2 protein-coding genes are annotated in these 8,321 nt (G+C 68.3%); both read left to right on the top strand.

From position 1 onward, the window contains the following. Window positions 1–2,488, top strand: a 2,488-nt coding sequence (locus tag VT52_RS34470) for a LamG domain-containing protein (protein WP_206306695.1), incomplete at its 5' end; no start/stop codon positions are given. Window positions 2,489–2,648: 160 nt separating this feature from the next. Then, window positions 2,649–8,321: RHS repeat domain-containing protein (locus tag VT52_RS34465; RefSeq protein ID WP_107481539.1), on the top strand; the 5,673-nt coding region annotated here is incomplete at its 3' end.

Below are 8,321 nucleotides of genomic sequence, written 5' to 3'. Positions count from 1 at the left end.
TCGCGAGCACGCAACGGCCCTGGCCCAGTACTCGCCTTGGTCGTATACGGGTGACCAGACGGCCTGCTACTTCTATTACGACGCTTCCGTGCCGAAGGCCCCGGCGATCTCCTCAGGTGACTATCCCGCCTCGGATCCGGAGAATCCGGACGATCCGTGGTACGACGGGGTGGGCAAGTACGGGTCGTTCGAGCTCAAGGCCGCGGACAGCGATGTCACCAAGTACTGGTTCGGTATCAACACGGACCCCACGGCGGCCAACACAATCACCACGTCCCAAGGCGCGGCGAGGATCACGAAGATGCTGCCGGCCAAGGAGGGCTTGAACTTCGTCACCGCCAAGGCGTTCGACCAGGCGGGCAACGGCTCTGAGGTGCGTACCTACCAGTTCCGGGTGAAGGCCGGACAGCCCGAGCGGTCCATGTGGTCGCTGGACGAGGCAGCCGGTGCTGCCACCGCCGCGTCCACTACCCCTGCGCGGACCGTGCGCCTGCACGGCGGCGCCGCCCTCGGCGCCGAGGGTAAGAAGGGCACCGGGCTGCACTTCGACGGCACGACCGGATACGCGGACTCCGATCTGACCGTCGTGGACACATCGGACAGCTTCTCCGTCGAGGCATGGGTGCGCATGGACCAGACGCCGACGACCACAGCGATCATCGCCGCACAGCCAGGCAACTACTCTCCGGGTTTCGAGCTGTACTACTCCCAGGCGTACGACCGATGGGTGTTCAACCAGTACACCTCCGACGCGCCCGGAGCCTCCATAGCACGGGTCATGGCCGGCACACCCGGAGACGCCAAGGTCGGTGAGTGGGCCCATCTGATAGGCGTGTACGACGGCGACGCCAAGCAGTTGCGGCTGTATGTGAACGGCAAGCAGGCGGGCGCCACCGCCTACACCACCGCCTGGGACGCCCGTCGCGGGCTCCAGCTGGGCGCCGGTATCTACAGCGGTGTCCACAAGTCCTTCTTCCCTGGCACCATCGACGATCTGCGCATCTTCGACCGGGCGGTCGGCGCGGCCGAGGCCGGGCGCCTGTACCAGGACCAACCGCTCACCAGTGGCCGTCCGGCCCGAGCTGTCTTCCCGCTGGACGAAGGGGCAGACGCCAAGGAGACGGTCGGCAGAGCCGCCGAACAGCCGCTCACCCCGCATGGCGGCGCGGACCTCGGAGCGAGCGGCATCGCGGGCAACTCCCTGCGGCTGAACGGGAGCACCGGCTACGCGGCCACGGACCTGCCCGTGCTCGACACCAGCCGCTCGTACAGCGTCTCCGCCTGGGTGAAGCCGGCCGAAGGAGCCACCAGCGGCAATCGCACGGTGCTCAGCCAGAGCGGCACGTACTACAGCCCGTTCTACCTCTCCTACGAAGCGGCCGCGAACACCTGGTCGCTGCGTACCTCGCTGGAAGACGTCGAGGCGGGCAACATCCGCGACCAGCGGGTCCAGGCCAACCAGCCGGCCCGGACCGGCGAGTGGACCCACCTGATGGCCGTCTACGACGCCGATGTCCAGCAGATCCGCCTGTACGTCAACGGGCAACTGCAAGGCAGCGCCGCGGCGCCCAGGACCTGGGAGGCCCAAGGCCCGCTCCAAGTCGGCCGCGCCATCTGGACGGGCCAGTACGTCGACCAGTTCCAGGGAGACATCGACGACGTAAGAGCGTTTGACCGGCCGGTGGCCGACAACGAGGTCCGCCAGATCTTCCAGCGACGACCGCTGGTCAAGGCCCGCTGGACCTTCGAGAGCGCGTCGGGTTCTCCACTGGTGACGCCGGACGCGTCCGCGTCGGGCAATGCGATGACGCTGTCCGGCGGCGCGCAGATCGACTCCGGCTGGGTCGACGGCGGCGTCACGCTCGACGGCGTCGACGACTACGGCGTGACCTCCAAGGCGCCCGTGGACACCAGCGCCAGCTTCACCGTCAGCGCATGGGTTCAGGCTGCCGCCGTCCCGCAGAAGGGCGTCGTCCTGCTCAGCATGCCCGGCACGGCACAGAGCGCCTTGACGGTGCGCTACGAGCCAAGTGCCACCCCGGACACGGATCCTGGACGATGGCGCATCGCCATGGCGTCCGCGGACAGCGCCGAAGCCTCCGTCCAGCAGGTCGACAACGGGAAGTTCTTCAGCGCGACGGACTGGACGCATGTGGCCGTGGCCTACGACGGCTTCGCCAAGCGCCTGTCGCTGTATGTGAACGGCGAACTGGAGGAGACCGCTTGCCCGGACTCGAACGGAGACGGCGCAGCGGACGACACAGACTGCACCGACAGGTTCTCCTGGGCGGACGACGTACTGGCCTTCAAGGCAACCCAGCCCATGCAGCTCGGCCGGGCCAGGACAGGGACGAGCACATGGGGCCAGTACTGGCCCGGCACGGTGTCCGACCTGTGGGCCTTCCAGGGCGCGTTGAGCAACGCCCAGATCGAGCAGCTGGCCGTGGGCTGGCCGGGCATGCCCACCGAGGTCCCCGGCGACGACTGATCCGGCAAGACCTCGACTCGGCAATCCACTTGCGCCCCGGCCCGCGCTCAGCACGCGGGCCGGGCTTGCAGCGAAGGATCAAAGACAGGATATGAACGAGAGATCCAGCAAACGGTTCAGAAGGCTGCGACGACGCGTCGCACTGACTTCGGCCGCGGTCATGGTCGGCGCGCTCTTGCAGGGAGCGACCCAACCGGCCCTCGCGGCGGACGACGGCAAAGGTCGTCCAGCGGTGCCCCACTCCGGGAAACCGGTCGCCGTGACGCCGGTCAAGGTCAAGCCGCGCACCCTGATGAAGGGACCCCGCACCCCGCGGACGGCGCCGAAGATCGCGTGGCCGAGGGCGGTGACGGCGGTCGTCGAACTGCCCGCGACTGCGGGGAAGAGCGCCGCGTCCCCCGCTGTCCGCGTCAAGGGAACGCCCCTGAGCCTGGACACCCGGGGCAGCGCCGCCAAGAAGCCGGCGAGCGGTGCGGTCGAGGCACGCGTCCTCGACCGCGCGGCCGCCAAGAAGGCAGCCGTGGACGGGCTGTTCATGTCCCTGCGCCTGAAGGACGACGCCGGAGGCAAGGCTGAAGCCAAGGGCGAGACCAAGGCAGGCAAGACGGGCCGGTCCGGCCGCGTCCGCGCGGCACTGGACTACTCCGCCTTCGCCGACGCCTACGGCGGTGGCTACGCCTCCCGCCTCACCCTGGTCCAACTGCCCGAGTGCGCGCTGACCACCCCTGGCGAGGCACACTGCCGCGCCGGCAAGCCGGTGACGACGGTCAACGACACCGAGAAGCAGATCCTCACCGCGCAGAACGTCTCCCTCAGCGCCGCTGCTCCCACCCTGCTCGCCGCCGTCGCGGACACGCAGAGCGCGGGCGGGGACTACAAAGCCACCCCGCTGTCCCCGTCCGCGGCCTGGAACACCAGCCTGAACACCGGTGACTTCACCTGGTCGTACGACATGCCGGTGCCCGATGTCCCGGGCGGTCTCGCTCCCAAGGTCGGGCTGGCCTACTCCTCGGGCTCCGTGGACGGCCGTACGGGCAACACCAACAACCAGGCGTCCTGGGCGGGCGACGGCTTCGACCTGGGGTCCGGGTTCATCGAGCGCAAGTACAAGCCGTGTGCCGACGACGGTGTGAAGAACGCCGACGGCAGCAAGCCCGGAGACCTGTGCTGGGCGTACGACAACGCGTTCCTCACGTTCAACGGCAAGGGCGGCGAACTAGTGCCGAACGGCGCCGACTCGTGGAAGCTGAAGAACGACGACGGCACCAAGATCGACCGCCTCACCTCCAGTAACCGAGGCAACGGCGACAACGACGGCGAATACTGGCGGCTGACCGACCCAGACGGTACCCGCTACTACTTCGGCTACAACCGGCTGCCCAACTGGGCAGACGGCAAGCTGACCACCAACTCCACCTGGACCGTCCCCGTCTTCGGCAACGGCACCGGCGAGCCCTGCCACGCCTCCGCCTTCGCGGACTCCTGGTGCCAGCAGGCATGGCGCTGGAACCTCGACTACGCCGTCGACGTGCACGGCAACGCCATCGCCTACTACTACAACCAGGAGACCAACTCCTACGGCCGCAACCTCAAGGCCAAGGACAACACCCGCTACGTGCGCGGCGGCACCCTCGACCACATCGAGTACGGCCTGAAGTCCTCCGCCCTCTACGACACCAAGGCACTGGCCAAGGTCGGCTTCACCAGCGCCGAGCGCTGCCTGTCCAGCACCGCCTGCTCGGACATCGACAAGGACGCCGCCTCCTGGTACGACACCCCCTGGGACCTGAACTGCGAGTCCGGCAAGGACTGCGACAACGGTCGCTTCTCGCCGGCGTTCTTCACCCGCAAACGTCTAACCCAGGTGACCACACAGGTCTGGAACGGCAGCACCTACAGCGACGTCGACTCCTGGGCACTGAGCCATCGCTGGGGCACGGCCGACACCGACTACCAGCTGCTGCTCGACTCCATCCAGCACACCGGGCACACCGCCACCCCGTCGATCACCCTTCCGAAGACGACGTTCGCCTACACCCAGCTGGTCAACCGGCTCGACAAGACCGGCGACGGCTACGCACCCTTCGTCAAGGACCGCCTGTCCACCGTCGCCGACGAGACCGGCGGCCAGATCGACGTCAACTACTCGGACCAGGCCTGCGACTTCGGCACACTGCCCACTGCCGAGAGCAACACCACACGCTGCTTTCCGCAGTACATCGGCGGCAGCACCTCGGACGACCCCGAGCTCCAGTGGTTCAACAAGTACGTGGTCACCTCCGTGACCTCGACCGACCGCACAGGCGGGTCACCGGACCAGGTCACCGGCTACCAGTACCTGGGCGGCGCGGCCTGGCACTACGACGATGACGACGGCCTGACCAAGGAGAAGTTCAAGACCTGGGCGCAGTGGCGCGGCTACGGGCAGGTCCGTGTGCGGACCGGCGGCCAGGGCGGCCCCTCGGCGATGAAGACGCAGGCGGACACGTACTTCCTGCGCGGCATGGACGGGGACCGCAAGGCCCCCTCCGGCGGCACCAAATCCGTGACCGTCACCCTGGGCGACGGCGAAGGCGACCCGATCACCGACGAGGAACCGGCGGCGGGCTTCGCCTACAAGGCCGTCAGCTACTCGGGCCCCGACGGCAAGGTCCTGGCCAAGACGGTCAAACGGCCCTGGCACCACGAGACGGCGAAGAAGACCCGCGACTGGGGCACCGTCACCGCCAACTTCACCGGCACCTCACGCGTCAAGAGCTGGACCTCTCTCGACGACGGCGCCGGCGCTAAGTGGCGCACCATGTCCGCCGCCAACACCTACGACACGGTCGCGGGACGCATCACCCAGGCCGACGACTTCGGCGACGACAGCACCCCCGACGACGACCAGTGCACCCGCACCACCTACGCGACCAACACCGGCGACAACATCCTCACCCTCGCATCCCGCGTCGAGACGGTGTCCAAGGCCTGCGATGCGCAGGTCACCCGCCCCGACGACGTGATGTCCGACGCACGTACCGCCTACGACGGCGGCGCCTATGACGCGCCCCCGACCAAGGGCGACGCCACCGCGGCCGCGGTGCTCAAGGACTACGAAGGCACCACCGCGGTCTACCTGGAGTCCGGCGCCACCTTCGACTCCTACGGTCGTCAGCTGACCAGCACCGATCTGACCGCCGATGTGAAGGTCACCGCCGGCGGGGCGATCACGCGGACAGAACGCAAGGACGGCCGTACCACCACGACCGAACGCACCCCCGCCACAGGATTCGTCACCACGGTGAAGGTAACCACGCCGCCGGCCAAGGCCGGCGACGCGAGCACCGCGCAAACCACGACCACGACCCAGGACGTCCTGCGGGGCCTGCCGCTGACCCAGACCGACACCAACGGCGGCGCCACCAACTTCGCCTACGACGCGTTGGGCCGCTCGACCAAGGTATGGCTCGCCGACACCCTCACCGGCCAGACCCCCAACTACCAGTTCACCTACACAGTCGCCGAAAACCAGCCGGTCGTCGTGGGCACCAAGACGCTCGGCAACAACAGCGCTCAGCGCACCTCTTACACCCTCTACGACGGCTTCTTGCGCCCCCGCCAGACCCAAGACCCCGGCCCGGACGGCGGACGCCTGCTGGCCGACACCTTCTACGACGAACGCGGCCTCGTGTCCAAGGAGTTCGCGACCTACTACACGGCCGGCGCACCCAGCACCGAGCTGCTGAAACCCGCCGACGCCCTGAGTGTGGAGACCCAGAACCGCTACAAGTACGACGGCCTAGGACGCCAGACCGAAGCAAAGCAGCTGGCGGGCAACGGCGACGGCGGCCCCGTACTGGCCACGACCACGACGAGCTACGGCGGTGACCGCACCACGGTCGTCCCGCCCACCGGCGGCACCGCCACCACCACGCTGGTCGACGCCCGCGGCCGGACCACCGAGTTGCGCCAGCACCACACGCCCAGCCCGAGCAGCGCGTACGACACCACGCGGTACAAGTACACACCGCGCGGAGAGCTCAGCATGCTCACCGACCCGGCAGGCAGCGTCTGGACGTACAAGTACGACCTGCTCGGCCGGCAGAAGGAGACCACCGACCCGGACAAGGGCACGACCACGAGTACGTACGACGACCGTGGTCAGCTGACCACGGCCAAGGACGCCCGCCCGGACACCCCGGCCCTGTGGCACGGCTACGACAACCTCGGCCGCCAGACCGAACTGCGCGAAGCCTCGGCCACCGGCACGCTGCGCGCCTCCTGGACGTACGACACCATCACCAACGCCAAGGGCCAGCTGGCACAGTCCACCCGCTACGATCATGGGAACGCCTACACCACCAAGGTCGTCGCCTACGACCGCCTCTACCGCCCGCTGCGCACCTCCCTCTCCATCCCGGCCGCCGAGGGAGCCCTCAAGGGCGACTATCTGACCGCAACCACGTACAACTCCTCGGGCACGGTGCAGGGCATCGGCTACCCGAAGGCAGGCTCCCTGTCCGCGGCGACCGTGAGCTACACCTACCAGGACGCCACCCTGTGGCCAGCCTCGGTGAGCAGCAGCCAGGGTATCAAGGCCGCCACCAGCTACTACCTCACCGGCAAGCCGTACCAGTACGAGCTGTCCAAGAGCGGCGGCAAGAAGACCTGGGTCACCGACACCTACGAGTGGGGCACCCAGCGCCTGGAGTCCGCACGGGTCGACCGCGAGGACGTCGCCGGAGTCGACCAGAACAGCACCTACCACTACGACGAGGCCGGCAACGTCCGGTCCGTCTCCGACGTCTCCCGCGACGGGACCGACACCCAGTGTTTCACCTACGACTACCTCACCCGCCTCACCGAGGCCTGGACCCAGAACACCACCAGCTGCGCCGCCACCCCCAGCGGCAGCGTGCTCGGTGGTCCGGCCCCGTACTGGTCGTCCTACGGCTACGACCTGGTCGGCGACCGCACCACGGAGACGCTTCACGACATCACGGGTGACTCCCGCAAGGACACCAAGCGCACCTACGACTACCCCGAGGCGGGCAGTCCCCATCCGCATGCCGTGTCCTCCATCACGACGGCCGGCCCCACCGGAACCGCGAAGGACAGCTACGGCTACGACGAGACCGGCAACACCACCACCCGCACCCTGAGCGGCACCACCCAGACCAACGACTGGGACGTGGAAGGCCACCTGGCCACGGTGACCGAACCCGGCGCGGGCGACACCAGCACCACCACTGAGTACCTCTACGACGCCGACGGCAACCGCCTCATCGGCCGCACCCCCACCGAGACCACCCTCTACCTCGGCGCCACCGAAATCACCCTGGCCAAGGGATCCACCACACCCAAGGCCACCCGCTACTACGACCTCGGCGGCGGGCAGACGGCCGTCCAGACCGACGACGGCACCGTCTCCTTCACCCTCGCCGACCACCACGGCACCGCCCAACTCGCCGTCGACTCCGCCACCCAGAAGCTCACCCAGCGCCGCACCCTGCCCTTCGGCGGCACCCGCGGCACCGAGCCGGCCACCTGGCCCGGCAGCAAGGGGTTCGTAGGCGGCACCGACGACACCAAGACCACAGGACTCACCCACCTCGGCGCCCGCGAATACGACCCCACCACAGGCCGGTTCCTCAGCGTCGACCCCATCCTCGATTCCACCAACCCGCAGTCCCTCAATGGCTACAGCTACGCCAATGGAAGCCCCCTCACCTACACCGATCCCGGTGGGCTCCGACCCGTCACGTACTGCGACACCGGATGCAATAACAGCGGCGACACCTATCGGGACTGGATGACGCCAAACAGCGACGCTGAGGTTGAAAGGGTGGGG

It is taken from the genome of Streptomyces malaysiense (genome assembly GCF_000980885.2).
GTDB classification, from domain to species: Bacteria; Actinomycetota; Actinomycetes; order Streptomycetales; family Streptomycetaceae; genus Streptomyces; species Streptomyces malaysiense.
The sequence above is the reverse complement of the archived record's forward strand: the minus strand, read 5'-3'. Positions and strand labels throughout refer to the sequence as shown.